Below are 19,775 nucleotides of genomic sequence, written 5' to 3'. Positions count from 1 at the left end.
AAGTTATAGATATCTAACTCGTTTAATTCTTCCTGTGCCCAAACCTCTGATATTAAGCCCAAATTTCCATTTAAGAGTTCTTTCAACTCATTTTTCATTAACTCTGAAGTTTTTTGAATAGCTTGAGTAGAGTCTTTAGGAAGTTCAGGCTTACTTTCAAGTTTATTGAGCAACTCAATAAGAGAGACAGGCTTTTTAGGGTAATCAGTATCAGGCTTTCCAATCACGCACCAATAATCATCGTTATAACTACTGTGACAAAACACAATCATAAGAATTGAAGATGAATAACAAATCGATGTTTCATCTCTAAAGGTTTTAGATGGTTTACTCTCAAAACCAAACTGCTTTAAGAATTTAAAGCTCCTCTGAATATTGTCTATAAATCTTCGGCTAGATTGAAACACCATACTTCCTTGTAAAACTAACAACTTTGTATCCGACATGTGTCGCTTTATAAACCGACATATGTCCAAATATTACAATCAATCCAATGTAGCCAGCTAATAAGCACATGTAAACAAATAGTTATATAGCATTCAAAATATTCTAAATGTAGAAATACTCCAAAATGGTAGAGATCAGTAATATTAGACAGAAAAGTAATGTGCTAATAAACAGTGAGGAAATAAACAGTCACCTTCCTTTGTAACTATTCACCTTTAATTCAGTCGCGTTCACATACTCTGGGACTATATTAACGCATTAAGCAGTAGGATTTGCCGTGACCCCATCACTTGAACGAGAAGAGCTCGACTTTATTTTTAGTTTATATAAATCAGACAAAAGCGCTGAGCCAGAGGCAAACAAATCACAGCATACGCAAATAAACGACCTTCAAAAAGTACCGTGCCTTGATGAACAAGGCGTATCTCAATACTTGACTTAATTTACACTAGTTAGCTTGTTGTACTTGGCTCATCACTTAAAAACGCTTTGATACAGTTTATTTCTGCCAGCTTTACTGCCTCGCCTATTTCGGGGCCTTTTTTGCCACTTTTAAGCGCCTCTTGCACTATGTGCTTTTTATCCATTTGCTGTAATTTACTATGAATGGCGCGCAACTTAATTGCCTGCGGGTAAGGCTTATTAACCAGTGTTTCTCCGCGGCCTTGCGCGTCACATTGGCAGGCTTGAGTAAATGCTAAAAAGCGCTCAGGGTGCACCAAACCATTTAAATTAGTGACAATTAATTTATGAATAGTTTGCGGCCTAAGCTGATCAATCGTATGGCATAAAGTGTGATTATCGCTGGTCAATACGCCAATATCACGAAAACGATTAGGTACTTTTAAACGATTACAAAATGACTCTACCACCGCTACCCCTTCGCGTTCGTGACCGCGTAAATTGCCGCGTATTTTATAGCTAAGGGCTTTACCAAAATCGTGGGTAAGCGCAGCAAAGCGGGTTTCTAAGTTAAAATTTAAGTCGGCTGCACGCCTGAGCACCAACATTGTATGCACAAATACATCGCCTTCAGGGTGATGATTGGCAGGTTGTGGTACGTTTTTCATTTGTTCTATTTCAGGAAAAATACCCAGTCCATCTAATGCTTGAAAATAAAGCTCAGGGTGTTTTTCGCCAAGCGCTTTTTCGGTTTCTAACCATACCCGTTCAGGCACTAAGTGGTTAAGCTCGCCTTTATTTTTAAGCTCTCGCATTAACGCATAAGTGCTGGGATGGATTTGCCAATCGCTGCCGTAACGCGCTAAAAACCGTGCAATACGCAGCACTCGCACAGGGTCTTCTACAAAGGCGTGTGTAGTGTGGCGCAGTATTTTGTTTTGTAAATCGTGTTGACCATTAAAAGGGTCAATAATTTTACCGTTTTCGTCAAGTGCCATAGAGTTTATGGTTAAGTCGCGCCTAGCGAGGTCTTCTTCAAGTGTTACGCTAGGGCTGGCGTCAACCACAAAGCCTGTATAACCTTTGCCGCTTTTTCGTTCGGTACGCCCTAGTGCGTATTCTTCTTTTGTTTTTGGGTGCAAATAAACAGGAAAGTCGCTACCTATTGGTAAAAAGCCAAGCGACTCCATGGTGCTGGGCGTTTCGCCAATAACCACATAATCGTTATCTTTTGATGCAATGTTTAGCAGTTTATCGCGTACTGCTCCACCGACTAGGTAAACGTTTTTTAAGCTACTTTCCACGTTGTTTCCACACTAATTTACAAACTTCATTTATAGCTATCATATCATTAAAAGCGTTGTGGTTTGCCAAGCATATGCAAGCTCATTACAATAGCGCATCATTTTTTGTTTAAGCTGTTATTCAATGAAAAATCATTCATCAAAAAAAGAGCTCATGCTGCTGCCAATTTTACTCGTCGTTATTGTTATGTGTGTGGCGGGGCACTTTTTATTGCAAGCTAACTTTCAAGACAGCAACATGGTTGAGTATATGTTAGCAGCCTTGCCGTTTGCTATGTTTGGCTTAGTTATTGTAGCTTTTAAGCTGGCATCAAACAGTGAAAAAAATGAGCAAAAAGAGCAAGAAAAATAGCGGCTTAAGATAGCTTTATTATTCAGTGCTCAGATTACTTAACTTATAAAACATGGTAACCAAACCAATCCGGTTTTATAGGTTGTGAAAGCCCACTTGGGCTAAGTTTTATTGTTAATTGGCTGTCGAGTAAATCAATTGCAAAGCAGTCGTCTACGTCGTGTAAGTCGTCTTTATGAATATGGCTCAGGCCTGCTAATAAATCATGTTTAGCACGCTGCTTTGCCTCTTCACTACTGCTTGCTACATATAATGCAAAGTCGTGTTGCTCAGCCATTGAGTCGCTTCTGTAAGCGCCTAAGTTTACAAAATAAAGCTGTTTATTTTGTTCAACATAACCCTCTACCACTTCTACTTTGTAGCCATCAATATTGTTAACAGCCATAAAACTATCCATGTGTACGCTGTTTTTGTCGCCAACCCATTGGCTTTTTAATTTGGTGTAGGTTTGCTCTATGTTTTGCCCAACTACAAAGCGAATGTCGTGCATTTCTATGTGGCAGCCTTGAATTCGCCCGCCTAAATACACCATAAATAACTGCATGAGGATTCCTTTAATTTTTTACGCCAAACTATCAACATCAATATTGTGTTTTTTAATGAGTTTATAAAAGTCTGAACGATTACGCTTAGCAAGCTTGGCGCCTTCTGCTACGTTGCCGCCTGCCATTTTTAGCGTATTAATAACGTAATCACGTTCAAACTCTTTTTTAGCGTCGTTTAATGAGAGTGGCTCTACACTTTTTTCGTTGCTATCGAGTGCTGCTAAGACTAAATGCGCTGAAATAACCTCACCGGGTGTTAAGGCTACCACTTGTTCAACAACATTTTGTAACTGACGAATATTTCCCGGCCAATCATAACGTACCAATGCGTGCATAGCATCATTGGCAAAATGTTTTTCATTTTGGTTCATTCGTTTAGCGATACTTGCGCTAAAGTATTGGGCTAGTAGGCTTATGTCTTCACGGCGTTCACACAGTGGTGGTAATTTTAAATTAACTACATTTAGGCGGTAGTACAAATCTTCTCTAAACTGCTGGTTTTTAATGGCTTCAGGTAAGTTTTTGTGAGTTGCCGATACAATACGCACATCAATTGAGATCTCCTCTTGAAAACCCACTGGGCGGATGGTTTTTTCTTGCAGTACACGCAGCAACTTTACTTGAAGGTTAAGTGGCATATCGCCAATTTCATCTAAAAATAATGTACCGCCCTGCGCTTGCTGAAATAAACCTTGGTGATCTTTTACAGCACCAGTAAACGCGCCTTTTTTATGGCCAAATAATTCCGACTCTAAAAGCTCCCCTGGTACAGCACCACAATTTATAGCCACAAAAGGCCCGTTACTTACTTGGCTATGCTGATGAATAGCCTGCGCTAATAACTCCTTACCCGTTCCACTGGCCCCCGAAATAAGCACATTAACGTGAGTAGGCCCAAGTAACTTAACTTGTTCAAGCAAGTGCAGCATGGCACCACTGCGCGTTACTATATTACTTTTTGATGGGGCTTCATCGGTATTTACACCGTGAATGTCTATCGCATTTGCAAGGCTATCAAATAGCTCGTCTTTATCGACCGGTTTAGTAATGAAGGCAAAAATGCCTTGTTTAGTGGCTTCAACCGCATCGGGAATAGAGCCATGCGCTGTCATCATAATTACTGGTAATGCAGGGTATCGGCTTTGCAGTTGACGATGCAGCGCCATGCCGTCCATTTCATCCATTCGTAAGTCGGTAATTACGGCATCAAACACGTGACTTTTTAAAATTTGTAGCGCTGCTAAGCCACTTTCACAAGTTGTTACTTGATAGCCTTTTGATTCAATACGAATAGCAAGTAACTTTAATAAACTTGCATCGTCATCAACTAATAACACTTTTGCTTTGTGCGGACTATTTGTGGCCATGGTTACTGCTCCTTAATGTCTTCGCGAAGTAACAACTGCTGCTCTATATCTGCCAGCGACGACAGGGTTTTCTGCATTTGGTTATTAAGTGCTTGTTGCTCTTTTTGAGCATTTATTTGTAAGGTAATCTGCTGTTTTTGAAGCCATAAATACTGCTTTATATCGTCAGGCCAAAAATAGGCTAGGTCGAGTTTAAGTAACTTGGTCATTACTGTATTTGGGTCGGTACTTACTTTTAAGCACATAAATTTAAAAAATGCTTTTAGCTCATTTTCACCTTTAAATGACCGCTTTGTTGGTGGCAATGTAAACCCACCACATTGATTTGCATGAAGCGCTATAACCCGCTCAGCAGAGGGATAAATGGGGGCTAATTTAGGCATTGCCTTGGGACTAGGAGATACGTTTTTAGTATTTGATGTTTTATTACCGCCCAGCGCTTGCGTGCCATTATTAAGCTCACACCCCGATACAATTAAGCTACCTGCAAGCACACATAAAATAGTGAGTATGCGCATTGTTAATTAACTCCTAAATTTTTACTGATTGGTATTTTTATTAAAAAACGGCAACCGTGTGGTTTATTTTTCTCAACACTTAATGTGCCTTGTAGCTGCTCAACCGTTTCTTTTACAATTGTTAGGCCCAAACCACTGCCTTGTAAGGTAATGCTTTGGTCATGTTTACCTTGATAAAACGCACTAAAAATATGGTTTATTTCGTGCTCTTTAATGCCACAGCCATTATCGGCCACAACCAAACACAGCTGATGTTGCTCGCATTTTAAATTTACAGTCACACCTTGGTTATCATCAGAAAATTTTAAGCTATTTGAAATTAACTGAATTAGCATCATTTCTATTAGCTCATTAGGAAGAGCAAGGACAGTGCTTGAAACAGTGTTTTGCCACTGAATACGTTGCTTTCGAGCCGTTAGACGATGCTCAAAATGGCCATTAATTTTTTTAATTAAATGATCAATATTAACCTCGCTTGAGTTGTTTATCGTTGCTCTAATAGCGTTATAACTTAGTAGGCTGTCTATCATCATGCGAAGGCGCACCATAGATTGAGTTATAAGGGAAAGCACTGCTTTTTGTTCGTCATTAATGGGGCCAACAATTTCATCTGTTAGTAAATCGGTTCCTTCAACCATAGAAGCAAGCGGTGTTTTAAGCTCGTGTGTTACGTGGCGTAAAAACGTATCTTTTTGTTGCTCAAGCATATGCAGCTGAGTTTGTACCCACTGTAGTTTTTCTCCAAGTTCCACTAACTCTGACGAGCCTTTTACCGCTATTTTTTGCTGCCAATCCCCTTGTCCTAGCTTATCAATAACCCTAGTTAATCCCTTTAAGCGCCCACTTATACGCCATAAAAATCCACCACCAACAAATAAAGTAAGTGGAATAAGTGCCACCAGCCAATTTATAAACGACGTTTGTAGGCTAGCTAGCTCGTTTTGGTTAAGGGTTATTTGCGCTTCGTTTTTATTTTTAAGCCACACTGTTAGCGCTGTAATTAACTCGCTTACAGGTACAAATAGCGCTGCATCTTGCTTTTTTTGATCAACAAGCTGCTGGTGTGCTGTTTGTAAAACATTTAATAGCTGTGCCCATTGGCGTGTGTAATCTGGGTTTGTATTAATGTGTTTCAGATCGTTTATGCTTTGTACTGAAGATTGCCATTTATCAACTATGAGGGTGTCGAGCGAATCACTTTTTAATACCCAGTTTTGTCTTGTTGCGCGCTCAAGACTGTTAAGGTCTTGCTTTAAGCTAGCGAACGATTTTGTAAGCTGATAATTATTACTTACAATTTGTTGAGTGGTTGCTAGCTGCTTGTTCAACGCATTTAAAAACACAATGACCACAATAGACAGTGGCAATAACGACAGCAGCATACTTAACGCAAACTGCCCTATTAAATTAGGGCGCCAATTAAGCATTGCATTGTAATGTTTAGTAAACGTTGCAGCCATTGCAGAAAACTCTATCAGTAAATAACTCGCCTATTATTATCAATACCGCCTATACACATGCTGAACCATATTAATATTCACTCGCTATAGTGTTGCTAAATAGCAACACTGCAACCTATTGATTTAGTTAACATCATACAAAATACCTCACACTCTGTTGCTGTACTCACACAAAATTACACACATAAAGTGTAATTTTTACCTCCCTTTTTAAGCAACAAAACGTAAATCATTGAAAATAAACAAAAACAAAATATGGCACCCTTTTTGTTAGTAGGTATGACAAATGAATTTAATAAGGAAATACTCATGAGAACAAAAGCTTTGGTTTTTTCAACATTACTTGCATTAGGTTTAGTTAATACAGACGCACATGCTATGGACGTTGAGGCTACGTTTGATGCGCTAGATAAGGATAATAACGGCTTGTTAAGCGAAGCCGAGGCCCAAATGGATGCTGTGCTTAAGGAAAACTTTGCACAAATAGACACAGACCAAAGTGGCCAACTGTCGCTAAATGAATTTAGTAAATTTATTCAATAATTCAACTTCAAAAGGAATGAAATTATGAAACAACTTATTGCCGCGTTTTTATTATTATTTTTAGCTATTAGTGCAACAGTGTTGGCATCTCCTTCGGCTGTGCGATTTGCACACTTAGATACAAACATGGACGGAAGTATCTCGTTTGTTGAAGCTAAGCAGGATAAAGAGCTACTTAGACAGTTTACCGATTTAGACGAAGACAACGATGAGATGATCTCTAAAGCAGAGTTTGAAAACTTTAAGCCGTAACAGATTAAGTTTTGCTTAAGTTTTTAGCATGTAAAGTGTACTAAAGCATTTGCCATAATCCCTGAGGGAGTGTGTAAAAGGATTTAATGTTGGGAGTTAAATTATGGCAAGTGCTTTATCTTATCAAGCTTTATACCTCGTTATTAAATACAACTTAATTACCCTTTTGGAAGGACTACCATGAAGATACGTTGCTTTGTAACTACCACGGCATTGCTGTTAAGTTTTAATGCCTTTGCACTTGATGTAAAACAACGCTTTGATCACCTTGATACAGATAAAAGCGGTTACCTTACCCATAACGAATTAGAGCGCCAGCCACAGTTACTTAGCACGTTTATAATGTGGGATAAAAATCAAGATAAACAAATTTCATTAATTGAATTTAAAAACTATCTTACTAACAATCTTTACTGAGTATTTTAATGAACCCCATACGCTTATTTATTTTATGCACTCTAACCGTATTTAGTGCATCAAGCTTTGCCGCAAGTGACACTATTAACAACCAGTTTAAAAAAATAGACCGAAACAAAGACGGATTTTTAACGCGTTCTGAAGCCTCAATAGACCCCGCCTTGTGGTCTAAGTTTATTCGTTACGACCAAGATAAAGACGGCCGGCTAACACTAAGCGAATACCATTTATATGCCAGTAAGTAGCCCTAACTTAAGTAACCTTTCTAACTTTATTAGGTTTTAGGCAATTAATTTAACAGCTAAGCAACCAGCTTAGCTTTAACTGTTTATTTTACGAGGTTATCGCATCCTGTTGGTATTCTAAAAAAGGGTTTGCTAGTGTTATTGCACTAAAAATAACAAAACAGTGTCCTATGTTACTCAAAAAATTACTTAAACCACTTGTGCTTGCCAGCCTTTGTACGGGCTCTAGCTTTGCCATTGCACAAACCAAAGTCATTTATAATGCTAATGGCTACACCCCGCTTTATAAAGGCAAAATGCAAAAAGGTGAACTTCAGCAATTTAGCACTTTAGTTATAAAAGATGGCAAAGTTGTAAAAGTAGGCGGCGACACACTAAAAGAAAGCTTCCCAGATGCCAAATTAATAAATGCAGAAGGCAACACATTACTGCCCGGCTTAATAGATGCTCACGGCCACGTTATTGGGTTAGGAGATAACTTATCGCAACTTGATGTACGCGGCGCTAAGTCGGTTGATGATGTTACAAATAAACTAAAGCAATTTGCGCAAGGCAAACAAGGTTGGATCATTGGCCGAGGATGGAACCAAGAGTTATGGCCAGATACGCGCTTTCCTACCGCTAAAGATTTAGACAAAGTAGTAAGCGATCGTCCGGTTGTTTTATCTCGTGTTGATAGCCATGCAATTTGGGTTAACTCAAAAGCGCTTGAGCTTGCGGGCATTAACGCCGATACAAAATCGCCAAAAGGCGGTGAAGTAATAAAAGATGAATTTGGTCACCCTACCGGTATTTTTGTTGATAAAGCTGAGTCGTTAATTGTTCAGCACATGCCAGCCCCTTCAAAACAAGATATTAGCAACTCGCTAGATGCCGCAGGAAAGCACTTATTAAGCTTAGGTATTACTTCTACTCACGACGCTGGCATAGATAAAGCCACATGGGAAGTGTACAAAGAACGCGGCGATCAAGGTAATTTACCTCTGCGTATTGTGGCAATGCTAAGTGGTGCTAGCCCAGATTTACCAGCGATGTTAAAAGCGGGGCCATATCACGATAACTACGATTTTATGGAAATTCGCAGTGTTAAAGTTTATGCCGATGGTGCATTAGGTTCGCGTGGCGCAGCGCTTATTGAAGATTATGCCGACCGTGCTGGACATCATGGTTTGATGCTTGAAACCCAAGAAAAACTCGAAGCTTTATTTACGCAAAGCTTTAAAAACGGTTTTACCGCCAACACCCATGCCATTGGTGACAAGGCCAATCGTGTGGTTTTAGACGCCTACGAAAATGTATTTAAAAAAACAGGCGGTATTTTACTGCGCAACCGTATAGAGCACGCGCAAATAGTAACGCCAGACGATATTCCTCGATTTAAAGCACTAAAAATTATTCCATCAATGCAACCTGTTCATGCTACGTCTGACATGCATATGGCAGAGCAACGCCTAACTGAGAAGCAACTTAGCTTTGCATACGCATGGCAAACATTTTTACAACAAGGTTCAGTGGTTGCTGCGGGTTCTGACTACCCTGTAGAGCTTGCAAACCCGTTTGATGGTTTATATTCAGCAATAACGCGAATGGATCATAACAAACTGCCTGAAAACGGCTGGCGTCCAAGCGAAGTACTAAGCCGCGAAGATGCACTACGTGCATTTACACTGGGCGGTGCTTATGCTGCGCATCAAGAGTTTAAAATAGGGAGCTTAGAGCAAGGTAAATGGGCCGACTTTATTTTAGTGGATAAAGATTACTTTAAAGTACCCGTTGAAGATATATACAAAACCCAGGTGCTACAAACATGGATTGCCGGTATGAAGCGATTCGATAAAAAAGAGAGTGATACTAAATAAACAAAAAAAGGTTAACGCAAGTTAACCCTTTTTTTATACAAACCATATCATTTAGCTTTTTGGCTGCTGTGCCTCTGGCTGAACAGCTTTTGGCTGACGGTATAATTTTATAATGTGATACAAGTTAACCAATGCCAGTAACGCGTTGGTAAAAACAACGGGAACAGCACCAATGGCTACACCGTAAGCCGTAAACACAATACACCCTAACATGTTGTACCAACGAAGCTTTACTACATCGGTCATAGTGAGTGATGCAACCAATAAAGCTGACGCAATATAGCCTAAATATTCCCAACTCAATTGTTCTCTCCTAACCTTTGGGTTAGCATTACACTAATGCTAACTTATTACAGTTGTAAGTATTGCAAAGTAATAGCACTTTGCTTAATTATGAGCGTTATTTAGATTTTGAAAAATAATTGGCTAGTAAGAGAGTAGCTCTCTTATATTAATAATTAAGCGAAGTGACATACGTAAATAAAAAGCTAACTTGCTTAAAAACCTGAAAAAGTTTGCCGGCAAAAAAACCAACAAATTCTTAAATCATTACACGGGAAATGAAGGTAAAATAATACCCATAGCAAAGCTAAAAGTATTAGTAGCAAGTTAGCGTAAATTCTTAATGTGTTAATGCTACCGTCATTAAAACATAATAAATAGGACAAATGTCCGAAGAGCATATTGATGTTTCAATACCATTTTTCTAGTTATCTTGTTGAACAGCTATTAACCTTTGCAGGTAGTAGTTATCAACAATCAAAAAAAGAAGTGCTGATCCATCAAGATCAGCCTTTAAGCAAGCTTGTGCTTGTGCGCAGCGGCACTGTGTCATTTAGTTATGACGTAGGAAACGGACGACGCCTGCTGCTAGGACAACTGGATTGTAATAATACCCTGATAGGTGAAATAGAAGCACTTAACAACAATCCGTGTATTTATACGGTAACGTGTTTTAGTGATGTGACTTACAACCTGATTGAATTAAGGCATTGGCGTGCATTATTGCTCGAAAAACCAGAGCTAAGTTTATACACAGCACAAACTATTGCTGCTAAGTTTCAAGAAAATCAAAAAATCAACTTAGATAAGTTATTACTACCACTTAGCTACAATATAGCTAAAGATTGCCTGCTGAGAGCCGAGAATAACAACCCTACACTACTTAGAGCCTACCCAACGGTAAATGCAGAGGCAGAACGTTTTGCAACCACTGAGCGAGCTTACAGGCGTGTTGTAACAGAGTTAGTAGAAAAAGGCCTAGTGCAAAGAAGCACTACTGGTTTACAAGCGGTCGATATTCCAATGCTTAGTGAATATGTAGACAGCTTTGCACAACTTTAAGCTCACAAAAAAAGGCCAATTAAGGCCTTTTTTATTGCCCTAAAAACAAATAACACGTTCTTAAGGCTAAATATGCATTTGATGCACTCGTTGTATTAGTCTTCTAACAAAATATCGTGAATTTTCACTAAGTCAGATTTACCTTCAATAATTTCATCTGGTGTTAAACCCGACAATTCATGCGGGAATACTAACCATTCTTCCGACTCATGAATGTAGTAATCAGGCACGGTATCTACTTTTGAATTTTTTGGTTTGTAGTATGGGCAAGCAATTCGAATATCGCGCGGTAAATTTAAGCGCATTAGTTCTGAAAGCTTTTCTTTCAGTGCAACAATACTGCGCCCTGAGTCAAATACATCATCAACAATAAGCAGAGAATCACCCGCATTAGCGTTTTCTACAATGTAATGTAAACCATGTACTTTAATTTCTTTTGATTGCTGGCCAATACCGTAATAAGACGATGTACGCACTGCAATGTGGTCAGTTTCAATACCTTTGTAATCGTAATATTCTTGCACAGCAATACCAATTGGTGCACCACCTCGCCAAATACCTATAATAAAATCAGGACGAAAGCCGTCTTTGTATACTTGTGCCGCTACGCGGAATGAATCTTCAAGTAACTGTTGAGCTGTGATATAGCACTTATCTGACATAGTTAGAAACCCCAGTGGTGGATATTATATTTGAGCGTAGTTTAGAGTAAAACCAACTTAGCCACTCAAACAGGTATTGGCGATGGATTTTACCGTAAATTAAATAAAATTGCTTGCTTGTAGATCAAAAAAGGCACCAAACGGTGCCTAATTTTAATATAAAAAGCCTAACTTAGTTAATATTATGCTTTTTCTAGCAACGTACGAGCAACCGTGCGCATACCTTGTGTTGTTGCGCCTGCAGCCCATTGGCTCGTGCTACCCATGTTAAAAGCAGCAGCTAAATCAATGTGTACCCAACCTTGGCCATCGTTTGGCACAAAGCGTGATAAAAAGCCTGCAGCATTTGACGCACCACCATAGCCGCCCCCTTTTTGCGCTCGGCTGTTAGCCGTATCAGCATAAGGTGATGGGCAGTTTTGTTGGTGCCACTTTTCAAGTGGTAATGGCCAAGCTGCTTCCATTTCTTGAGATGCAAAACCTTCAACCTCACGCGCTAGCTCTTTATCTAGTGCAAACAACGCATTGTATTCTTGACCAACAGCAACCAACGCCGCCCCCGTTAATGTTGCAGCATCAATAATTAAAGGTGCGCCTGTTTCACCCGCAGCCATTAAGCCATCGGCAAGCACTAAACGCCCTTCTGCATCAGTATTTACAATTTCAACGGTTGTGCCATTTTTGTAAGTAAGAATATCGCCTAATTTGTAAGCGTGGCCAGAAATTAAGTTCTCAGCACAACATAAGAATAATTTAATGCGCTTTTCAATGCCACGATTAATAGCAAGTGCTAAACCAGCCGTTACTGTTGCAGCACCGCCCATATCGCACTTCATCCCTAGCATGCCTTCGCTCGATTTAATTGAATAACCGCCCGAATCAAACGTAATGCCTTTACCCACAAGGGCTGCACTAACGGGTGCGTTATCATCGCCTGTTGGGTTGTAATCAAGCTCTAACAATACCGGAGGACGAACACTTCCGCGACCAACAGCATGAATACCAATCCATTGCTGCTCTAATAACGCATCGCCTTTAATTATTTGATAGCTTACGTGCTCTGGCGCAAGCGATTGAATAAACTCAGCTGCTTTTTCAGCAAGGCTTTCAGGATATATATCATCTGCGGTGCCATTAACCATTTCACGCGCCCATGTTGCTGAGCCTTTTAAATGCGCAAGTTCTTTAAGATCTGACTGTGCGTTATCAACAAATTCAACACCATTTAACAATTTTGGTGTTACAAAGCCTTGGTAAAAAGCCCATTGGCTTTCTGTGCACCACGTGTCGCCCGCAAGCTCAACATGCTTAACACCTTGATTAGCAATTGTACGCGCTGCTTTTTGAACATTTTTTAATGTTTCTTGCTCAGATAAATGAACGGTTGCGCCACGCTCGTTAAAAGACAACGTTGCGCTTTCGCCCCAATGACTCGGTGCTGCGTGTTCGCTTAGTTGAACAACAAATTTTTCACTCATGTTAGAATATCCTTGCACTTAAATGTGCTGTTGAGTTTACTATAGTGCGCCTAAGTTCCCAACAGCTTGAGATAAATAACCCCTATCACACTATTTAACCGCATTGGACACAACCATGAAGTACACACCTGCACTGCAATCAGCCACACTATTAAAACGCTACAAGCGCTTTTTAGCTGATTTAAAACTTAACAATGGCGCTGAGTTTACCGCCCATTGTGCCAACACCGGAAAAATGACCGGCTGCGCCGAACCAGGTTTTACTGCTTTTTATTCAACCAGCGATAACGCAAAACGAAAATATCCACATTCATTAGAGCTGACCAAAAACAATTTAGGGCAATTAATATGTGTTAATACAGCGGTAGCCAATAAAGTAGTAGAAGAAGCGATAAATCATAAAGTGATTGATGAACTAACAGGCTATGAGCAACTTCAAAGTGAAGTTAAATACGGCAGTGAAAATAGCCGAATCGACTTTTTACTCACAACCCCAAACAAACCAAGCTGCTACGTTGAAGTTAAATCGGTCACTTTAATAAGCCAAGATGATCCACACAGCGGCCAAGGTTATTTTCCGGATGCACAAACACTGCGTGGACAAAAGCACCTTCGCGAACTTATTGAAGTGGTCGAATTAGGCCATCGCGCCGTACTACTGTTCGCTGTTTTGCATGAGGGGATTAATATTGTCAGCGCGGCGGCGCATATTGATGAAAAATACGCAGCGCTTTTACAACAAGCCATCGATGGCGGTGTTGAAGTTATCGCTTATAAAGCACTTATTTGCGCAAACGAAGTCGTTCTTCAATAAAAAAATAGCATTTGTAGCTTAATGTATAACCCAATCATTAAGCTCAGTAATTGTAATTAGAACAAACAACGCGATGAAAAGATTGAAGCAATAAAAATCAATTCCAGAGTTAAACTTGTTTTTTAAAGTTTTGCCCCCATATAAAGGCAAGTTTTACAAACCAGTAAGTTAGTTAAATAAGCACCCTCATTTAACGCACTTTTTACTCGCAAAGCATGGTTGAAGCTAATTCGAATAATTAAAAATAAATTTGCCTAGGGTATAAGTTTCTGTTATTTATACCGCCGGCTAATGCTGAGGCATTAAATTAAGGATTTAGGAGAGAGTTATGCCAGACCAAAAGAAACATGGTTTATTGGCTCAAGCCGGTTTAGAACCATACCAAGAAAAACCAGGCGAAGAGTATATGAATGAAGCACAACGTGCTCATTTCAAAACGATTTTAGAAACTTGGCGTAACGATTTACGTAACGAAGTTGATCGTACAAAATCGCATATGCAAGACGAAGCTGCTAACTTTCCTGACCCAGTTGACCGCGCTGCACAAGAAGAAGAGTTTTCTTTAGAACTTCGAACTCGTGACCGCGAACGTAAATTAATTAAAAAAATTAGAAAAAACAATTATTTTAATTAAAGAAGATGATTTTGGCTTTTGTGAGTCTTGTGGCATCGAAATTGGCATTCGCCGCCTAGAAGCGCGACCAACTGCTGATTTATGCGTAGACTGTAAAACACTTGCAGAAATTAAAGAAAAACAAGCTGGACGCGGCTAATTAACCCTATTAATTAGCATGCCACCTGCAGCCGTTACTGCGCCTATGCGCAACTATCGCGGTCGTTTTGCACCGTCTCCTTCTGGGCCACTTCATTTTGGCTCACTTGTTGCGGCTGTGGGCAGTTACCTTGATGCAAAAGCAAATAAAGGGTCTTGGCTCGTCCGTATCGAGGATATAGACACCACTCGAGTGGTGAAAAATGCCGACACCGATATTCTAAATACCTTACAAGCCTATTGCCTCCACTGGGATGAATCAGTTGTTTATCAAACTAAGCGGCTCGATTTATACCAAGACGTAGTCAGCTCCCTTGAAAATCAACAATGTGTTTATGCTTGCCACTGTAGCCGAAAACAAATAAAAGCATTGGGTGGAATTTACCAAGGCCAGTGTAAAAACCTTGGACACCCAACCGATACAGGCGCACTACGATTAACACAATGCCATGCAACCACACACTTTAACGATCTGATTCAAGGTGATATTTGTGTTAGTAGCGAGCTGGCACACGAAGATTATATAATAAAGCGCAGTGATGGCTTATTCGCCTACCAATTAGTGGTTGTTGTGGACGATATTGATCAAGGCATAAATAGGATTGTTAGAGGCGCCGATTTAATTGAGCCAACAGCACGGCAAATCAGTTTATTTAAACAACTTAATCACCCTATTCCTGAGTTTGCTCACTTACCTTTAGCCGTTGCCAAGCCCGGTTTTAAGCTATCTAAACAAAACTACGCTCCTGCAATTAGTAAAGCCGAGCCAAAACCCGCATTGATAAGTGCCTTTGAATTTTTAGGCTTGCCAACTCATGCCAATTTAATGGATTTAACTACTGAGCAACTCATTGAATGGGGCGTAAATACCTTTGAGTTAAAGCAAGTGCCGCAAGTCGCTGAAATACAAATTTCTCAGTAGCAAACAAGTTAAGCCAAGCAATTTACTAAACTGTGTAAATAAAATCGTTAAAAACAGCTTAATTTCAACACATCAACTTAATTTTTAAACCCTGCTGGTATATGATAGCCGCCTAAATATGTGCTATTTGAGTAAGACGGTGAGTATTGGGGTTTAACACCACTATTTGCGGTTATTTTTGATTGCGATGAAAGGCCAATCAACACCTTCTAGGAGACGGATTATTATTTCCAAGCTTTTTCAATTTTGCCGACAGATAATCGGCCCAAATACGAGTGCTGAAAATGCCTCTGTAAGCAGCGAACCATTAGTAATCACGCGCGGTGAGCATGGTATTTCTCGTAAACAATTTAGCCCAAATGCAATCAAAGTTTTATACCGATTAAAAGACGGTGGCTTTGATGCCTACCTCGTTGGTGGTTGTATTCGCGATATATTGTTAGGTCAACAACCTAAAGACTTTGATGTAGTCACTAACGCAACGCCCGACCAAGTTAAAAAGCTTTTTAGAAACTGTAGATTAATTGGTCGCCGTTTTCGTTTAGCGCACATTGTATTTGGCCGTGAAATTATTGAAGTGGCAACCATGCGCGGTCATCACGAAGCGCCTGAGTCTAAAAACCAAATAAGCCAATCAAGTACTGAAGGGCAATTATTACGCGACAACGTATTTGGTAGCATTGAAGAAGATGCTGAGCGCCGTGATTTTTCAATTAACGCGCTGTATTACTCAATTAACGATTTTAGCATTCATGATTACGCCAATGGTTTAGCCGCTATTAAAGCAAAACAAATAGAGCTTATTGGCGATCCTGAAACACGCTACCGTGAAGATCCAGTGCGTATGTTACGCGCAGTACGATTTGCAACAAAGCTTGATATGAGCATTGCGCCAAATAGCGAAAAGCCGATCAGCGAGCTTGCCAGCTTACTTGATAACATTCCACCGGCGCGTTTGTTTGAAGAAGTACTTAAACTGTTTTTAAACGGTAAAGCTGAAGCTAACTTTTTAATGCTTCGCCAGTACGGGCTTTTCCGTGCATTATTTCCTGCGCTAGATAAAATTTTAGAAGCCAACCCAAATGGTTTAGAACAAGCCTTTGTTCAGCAAATGTTTCAAAATACCGATAAACGCATAAATGCAGATAAAAAAGTAACGCCTGCATTTATTTTTGCCGCGCTATTATGGTTCCCACTTTTAGCAATAACCAAAAAGCTTCAAGCCGAAGAACAACTTAGTGAGTACGATGCCTTTGCACAAGCAATGAATAAAGTACTTAGCGAAAGCGCACAACATATTGCAGTTCCAAAACGCTTTACGTTGGGTGCGCGCGATATTTGGCATATCCAGCACCGTTTAGATAAACGTGCAGGCCAACGTGCGTACAGGTTAACACAACAACCGCGCTTTAAAGCCGCTTACGACTTTTTATTATTGCGCGTTGATGCGGGTGAAACTGAGCATAAAGAACTTGCACAGTGGTGGACTCAATACCTTAGCCAAGATATTAACGGTCAAAAAGACATGGTTAAAAACTTAGGTCATCAAGGTGGTCCAAAGCCGCGTAAACGCTCTCGCCGCCGCGCACCAAGAAAGCCAGCTGAGTAATAACATGAACTGTGTTTATTTAGGGTTAGGTGCTAACTTAAGTTCGCCTAAACAACAGCTTGATAACGCGATTGCGGCACTTAAAAAACTGCCGCATAGCGAGTTTGTAAGCGTGTCTCACTATTACGCAAGTAAACCCATGGGACCGCAAGACCAACCCGACTACATTAACGCAGTTGCATGTATTAATACCCATCTTGAACCAGAACAGCTACTTGATTTAACACAAAAAATTGAACTAGAGCACGGCCGTGTTAGAAAAGCCGAACGTTGGGGTCCTCGAACGCTAGACATAGATACCCTTTTATTTGGTAATAAAATTATTAATACTGCACGCTTAACTGTGCCCCATTATGGCTTGAACGAACGCGAGTTTGTGGTGTATCCACTGCTTGAACTTGCGCCAGAACTTATTTTACCCAGCGGCATTGCACTAAAAACCATTGCAACTAATTTACCGCTAAACGACTTACAACAATTACCTCTGTAATTAACCAAGGCTTGTGCCTGCGAGGAATATTATGTCTAAAATAACCGTTTCTACTTTAAATAAAATGAAAGCAGAAAATAACAAAATCACAGCATTAACTGCTTACGATGCAAGCTTTGCAAAGTTATTTCATGATAATGGCGTTAACGTTATTTTAGTCGGTGATTCATTAGGTATGGTGCTGCAAGGCGGTGATGATACGCTTGGCGTAACCAACCAAGATATTGCTTACCATACGCGCTGTGTGCGTGCAGGAAGCCGTGAATTATTTGTTATTGCTGACATGCCATTTATGACATATTCAAGCGTTAACGACACGTGTAAAAATGCCGCAGAACTTATGCGCGCTGGTGCAAACATGGTTAAACTTGAAGGTGGCGAATGGCTTTACGACAGTATTAAAGCGCTTACTCAACAAGGTATTCCTGTGTGTGGGCACTTAGGCCTTACCCCTCAATCTGTGCACGTATTTGGCGGCTTTAAAATCCAAGGCCGCGAAGAAGACAAAGCACAAAAAATGATTGATGATGCAAAAGCACTGGAAGCCGCTGGCGCACAATTATTAGTACTTGAGTGTATCCCGAGTGCATTGGCAAAACGTATTACTGATGCGCTTAGTATTCCAACCATTGGCATTGGTGCTGGTAATGTGACCGACGGTCAAATATTAGTAATGCACGACCTAGTGGGTATTTCGGCAGGTTATATTCCAAAATTTTCAAAAAACTTTTTATTAGAAACTGGCAACATGCCAGCGGCCGTTCAAAAATATTGTACCGATGTAAAAAGTGGCGCTTTTCCAAGTGCTGAACATGAGTTTAAATAATGCAGTCAATTACTGAAATTAAATCTTTACGTAGTCAAATTAAAGCATGGCGACAAGCGGGCTTGAGTGTTGCGTTTGTACCAACAATGGGCAATTTACACCGAGGACACTTTTCACTCGTTGAAAAAGCAAAAACTTTAGCTGATAAAGTGGTTGTTAGTATTTTTGTAAACCCAATGCAATTTGGCGCTAACGAAGATTTAGATAACTACCCACGTACATTATCAGAGGACAAACAAGGCCTAGCAGAGTTAGGCACTGATATTGTATTTACACCAAGTGTAAGCACAATTTATCCAAATGGGCTTGGTGAGCAAAGCTTTGTTGACGTACCTGGCGTGTCGCTTGGTTACTGTGGTGGTTCGCGCCCAGGGCACTTTAAAGGCGTTGCAACTGTTGTTACTAAGCTATTTAACCTAGTGCAACCTGACTACGCTTGCTTTGGTGAAAAAGACTTTCAGCAACTGCAAGTGATTAAAACGATGGCTCGCGACCTATCTATGCCTGTTGAAATTATTGGTGTACCCACCATGCGAGAAGTATCAGGGCTTGCTATGAGTTCACGAAATGGCTACTTATCAGCAGAGCAAAAAACAACAGCAACCGCTTTATTTAAAGCGCTAGGCCAGTGTGCAGAGCAGCTTAAGCTAGGTAATAAAGATTTCACTTCGCTTAAAACACATGCTAAGCAAAGCCTAGAGCAAGCAGGCTTAAAGCCAGACTATTTTGAGATAGCTCAACGAGATACCTTAAAAACTGCTACACTCGATGATAACCATTTTGTTATTTTAGCCGCCGCCTTTTTAGGCTCTGTGAGATTAATTGACAACATGCAGGTCGATATTTAATTTATTGAGCTTACTTTAAGGATTAAAAATGCATATATTAATAAAAACAAGCGTGGTTGCGCTCACTTTAGCTGTTTTAGCCGGTTGTCAAAACCATGTTGAAAATGCCGAGATGAACCAATGTGCTCAACAAAACTTTCGCTGCGAAAGCACCTGCGAGCAACAAACAACAGCTGAAGGGCTTAAGCAACAAATATGTTCTGCTAAATGTGTAGAAACATACAACCAATGTAAAGCACGTGCTGAAAAGTTAGGTGGTATTTAATTCCCTAAAATGTTTAATTTTAAGCAAAAAAAAC

23 protein-coding genes and 2 pseudogenes are annotated in these 19,775 nt (G+C 40.0%); 16 read left to right on the top strand and 9 right to left on the bottom strand.

Annotated elements, in window-relative coordinates; translation table 11 throughout:
• The coding region (locus P20480_RS18395; RefSeq protein ID WP_138922296.1) for a hypothetical protein at positions 1–446 on the bottom strand (446 nt) is incomplete at its 3' end.
• Positions 447–724: 278 nt separating this feature from the next.
• On the opposite strand from P20480_RS18395, the gene P20480_RS19595 reads away from it, so the two are divergent.
• Entirely contained in the window at positions 725–889 is a 165-nt protein-coding gene (locus P20480_RS19595) for a hypothetical protein (protein WP_008130982.1), read from the top strand.
• Positions 890–899: 10 nt separating this feature from the next.
• Here P20480_RS19595 and P20480_RS06100 read toward each other — a convergent pair whose 3' ends face one another.
• On the bottom strand, positions 900–2,153 hold the full coding sequence (locus P20480_RS06100; protein ID WP_008130981.1) for a multifunctional CCA addition/repair protein: 1,254 nt from the start codon (positions 2,151–2,153) through the stop codon (positions 900–902).
• 124 nt (positions 2,154–2,277) lie between these two features.
• Between P20480_RS06100 and P20480_RS06105 the strand changes: the two genes are divergently transcribed.
• Positions 2,278–2,505: a hypothetical protein gene (locus P20480_RS06105; RefSeq protein ID WP_008130980.1), complete on the top strand. Its 228-nt coding sequence runs from the start codon at positions 2,278–2,280 to the stop codon at positions 2,503–2,505.
• A 43-nt stretch (positions 2,506–2,548) separates the two neighbouring features.
• On the opposite strand, the gene P20480_RS06110 is transcribed toward P20480_RS06105, so the two are convergent.
• Genes P20480_RS06110 through P20480_RS06125 form a run of 4 tightly spaced genes read right to left on the bottom strand, consistent with a single transcriptional unit; the run spans position 2,549 to position 6,395 of the window.
• Entirely contained in the window at positions 2,549–3,049 is a 501-nt protein-coding gene (locus P20480_RS06110) for a DUF1543 domain-containing protein (RefSeq protein WP_006791892.1), read from the bottom strand.
• Between the two features lie 18 nt (positions 3,050–3,067).
• Complete coding sequence (locus tag P20480_RS06115) at positions 3,068–4,417, bottom strand: sigma 54-interacting transcriptional regulator (protein WP_008130979.1); 1,350 nt, start codon at positions 4,415–4,417, stop codon at positions 3,068–3,070.
• Positions 4,418–4,419: 2 nt separating this feature from the next.
• Positions 4,420–4,935, bottom strand: a complete 516-nt coding sequence (locus tag P20480_RS06120; RefSeq protein WP_008130978.1) for a hypothetical protein — start codon at positions 4,933–4,935, stop codon at positions 4,420–4,422.
• Positions 4,936–4,937: 2 nt separating this feature from the next.
• Complete coding sequence (locus tag P20480_RS06125; protein WP_008130976.1) at positions 4,938–6,395, bottom strand: HAMP domain-containing sensor histidine kinase; 1,458 nt, start codon at positions 6,393–6,395, stop codon at positions 4,938–4,940.
• A 309-nt stretch (positions 6,396–6,704) separates the two neighbouring features.
• On the opposite strand from P20480_RS06125, the gene P20480_RS06130 reads away from it, so the two are divergent.
• The 5 genes from P20480_RS06130 (at position 6,705) to P20480_RS06150 (ending at position 9,711) form a co-directional block, all read left to right on the top strand.
• On the top strand, positions 6,705–6,938 hold the full coding sequence (locus tag P20480_RS06130; protein WP_008130974.1) for an EF-hand domain-containing protein: 234 nt from the start codon (positions 6,705–6,707) through the stop codon (positions 6,936–6,938).
• A 24-nt stretch (positions 6,939–6,962) separates the two neighbouring features.
• Positions 6,963–7,190 carry an EF-hand domain-containing protein gene (locus P20480_RS06135; RefSeq protein WP_008130972.1) on the top strand — a complete coding sequence of 76 codons (228 nt, stop codon included), beginning with the start codon at positions 6,963–6,965 and terminating at the stop codon, positions 7,188–7,190.
• A gap of 180 nt (positions 7,191–7,370) precedes the next feature.
• A complete protein-coding gene (locus tag P20480_RS06140) occupies positions 7,371–7,607 on the top strand; it encodes an EF-hand domain-containing protein (RefSeq protein WP_006791886.1) in 237 nt (78 codons plus the stop codon).
• 8 nt (positions 7,608–7,615) lie between these two features.
• On the top strand, positions 7,616–7,852 hold the full coding sequence (locus P20480_RS06145) for a calcium-binding protein (RefSeq protein ID WP_008130970.1): 237 nt from the start codon (positions 7,616–7,618) through the stop codon (positions 7,850–7,852).
• Between the two features lie 170 nt (positions 7,853–8,022).
• The gene (locus tag P20480_RS06150; RefSeq protein ID WP_008130968.1) at positions 8,023–9,711 is read left to right on the top strand and encodes an amidohydrolase; all 1,689 of its coding nucleotides are present in this window, start codon (positions 8,023–8,025) and stop codon (positions 9,709–9,711) included.
• A gap of 51 nt (positions 9,712–9,762) precedes the next feature.
• Here the strand turns inward: P20480_RS06150 and P20480_RS06155 are convergent, their stop codons facing one another.
• Positions 9,763–10,014, bottom strand: coding sequence for a YgjV family protein (locus P20480_RS06155; protein ID WP_008130966.1), 252 nt, complete (start codon positions 10,012–10,014; stop codon positions 9,763–9,765).
• Positions 10,015–10,398: 384 nt separating this feature from the next.
• On the opposite strand from P20480_RS06155, the gene P20480_RS06160 reads away from it, so the two are divergent.
• Complete coding sequence (locus P20480_RS06160; RefSeq protein ID WP_008130963.1) at positions 10,399–11,055, top strand: Crp/Fnr family transcriptional regulator; 657 nt, start codon at positions 10,399–10,401, stop codon at positions 11,053–11,055.
• 95 nt (positions 11,056–11,150) lie between these two features.
• Here P20480_RS06160 and P20480_RS06165 read toward each other — a convergent pair whose 3' ends face one another.
• Together P20480_RS06165 and pepB are read right to left on the bottom strand one after the other, a co-directional pair.
• Entirely contained in the window at positions 11,151–11,717 is a 567-nt protein-coding gene (locus P20480_RS06165) for a phosphoribosyltransferase (protein WP_006791881.1), read from the bottom strand.
• A 182-nt stretch (positions 11,718–11,899) separates the two neighbouring features.
• Positions 11,900–13,195, bottom strand: a complete 1,296-nt coding sequence (gene pepB / locus P20480_RS06170; RefSeq protein ID WP_008130960.1) for an aminopeptidase PepB — start codon at positions 13,193–13,195, stop codon at positions 11,900–11,902.
• A 115-nt stretch (positions 13,196–13,310) separates the two neighbouring features.
• On the opposite strand from pepB, the pseudogene sfsA reads away from it, so the two are divergent.
• The 8 genes and pseudogenes from sfsA (at position 13,311) to P20480_RS06205 (ending at position 19,741) form a co-directional block, all read left to right on the top strand.
• Positions 13,311–14,031 (top strand): annotated as a pseudogene (sfsA, locus tag P20480_RS06175) (DNA/RNA nuclease SfsA).
• 306 nt (positions 14,032–14,337) lie between these two features.
• A pseudogene (gene dksA, locus P20480_RS18390) lies at positions 14,338–14,782 on the top strand (RNA polymerase-binding protein DksA).
• Between the two features lie 18 nt (positions 14,783–14,800).
• Positions 14,801–15,703: a tRNA glutamyl-Q(34) synthetase GluQRS gene (gene gluQRS / locus P20480_RS06180; RefSeq protein ID WP_008130954.1), complete on the top strand. Its 903-nt coding sequence runs from the start codon at positions 14,801–14,803 to the stop codon at positions 15,701–15,703.
• A gap of 187 nt (positions 15,704–15,890) precedes the next feature.
• The gene (gene pcnB, locus P20480_RS06185) at positions 15,891–17,312 is read left to right on the top strand and encodes a polynucleotide adenylyltransferase PcnB (protein WP_008130950.1); all 1,422 of its coding nucleotides are present in this window, start codon (positions 15,891–15,893) and stop codon (positions 17,310–17,312) included.
• Between the two features lie 4 nt (positions 17,313–17,316).
• The gene (gene folK / locus P20480_RS06190) at positions 17,317–17,802 is read left to right on the top strand and encodes a 2-amino-4-hydroxy-6-hydroxymethyldihydropteridine diphosphokinase (protein ID WP_008130948.1); all 486 of its coding nucleotides are present in this window, start codon (positions 17,317–17,319) and stop codon (positions 17,800–17,802) included.
• A gap of 31 nt (positions 17,803–17,833) precedes the next feature.
• On the top strand, positions 17,834–18,628 hold the full coding sequence (gene panB, locus P20480_RS06195; protein ID WP_006791874.1) for a 3-methyl-2-oxobutanoate hydroxymethyltransferase: 795 nt from the start codon (positions 17,834–17,836) through the stop codon (positions 18,626–18,628).
• A complete protein-coding gene (panC, locus tag P20480_RS06200) occupies positions 18,628–19,476 on the top strand; it encodes a pantoate--beta-alanine ligase (RefSeq protein WP_008130945.1) in 849 nt (282 codons plus the stop codon). Before panB ends, panC begins: the two co-directional genes overlap by 1 nt.
• Before the next feature lie 28 nt (positions 19,477–19,504).
• Entirely contained in the window at positions 19,505–19,741 is a 237-nt protein-coding gene (locus tag P20480_RS06205; protein ID WP_008130942.1) for a hypothetical protein, read from the top strand.
• The last annotated feature ends 34 nt before the right edge of the window (positions 19,742–19,775 follow it).

It is taken from the genome of Pseudoalteromonas sp. BSi20480, from assembly GCF_000241365.1.
Classification (GTDB): Bacteria; Pseudomonadota; Gammaproteobacteria; order Enterobacterales; family Alteromonadaceae; genus Pseudoalteromonas; species Pseudoalteromonas marina.
This window is presented reverse-complemented; position numbering and strand designations above follow the sequence as displayed.